This is a genomic window from Bowmanella yangjiangensis, from assembly GCF_017255015.1.
GTDB lineage: Bacteria > Pseudomonadota > Gammaproteobacteria > Enterobacterales > Alteromonadaceae > Bowmanella > Bowmanella yangjiangensis.
On record NZ_JAFKCS010000456.1, the window covers coordinates 1 to 616 of the forward strand.

The window sequence follows — 616 nt, forward strand, 5'->3', positions numbered from 1 at the left end:
GAGCGCACGCAGGTGATGATGGGAGAGCGTGGCGACCGCTCCCTGCAGCAACCGCGCTTCGATGCCCGGGGCCGTCTGTGGGTCCTGAGTGACCAGGCCGGCTGGTGGCAGCCGGAGTGCGTCGACGAGCGCATGAAACTGGACGTCGCACCTGGCGATCACGCTGCGGCGCCCTGGCAACTGGGCGGGCGCACCTACCTGGCGCTGGACGATGGCGAGTTCCTGCTGAGCCGTTTCGAGCAGGGCACGGGCGTGCTGGTTGCCTGTGCGCTGGGCGCGAGCGCGGCGGGGCACCACGCAGCCGGCGAACGTCGGCTGGCCACGGGCTTCACGCGTTTCCGTGGCCTGAGCGCGGATGTCGAGTATTTCTATTGCATCGCCGCCGCGCTGGATCGGCTGCCGGCGGTACTCGCCATTCGTCGCTGCGATGGCGGCCTGCAGGTCCTTGCCGGCGGGGCGCAGCCCTTGCCCGCGCCGCTGCTTTCCCGCCCCGAGGCCCTGAGTTGCCCGGTGGGGCAGGGTGAGCACTGCCACGGCTTCTTCTACGCGCCTGTCCCGGCCGTGACGCGTCCGCCGCTGGTGATCTTCCTGCATGGCGGCCCGACCTCCGCCTGCT

General features: G+C 71.1%; 1 protein-coding gene. It reads left to right on the plus strand.

What is annotated here, in order from left to right:
* Nucleotides 1-616 (plus strand): hypothetical protein (locus J0A65_RS25120; protein WP_232850148.1); only part of this gene is annotated, 616 nt, incomplete at both ends.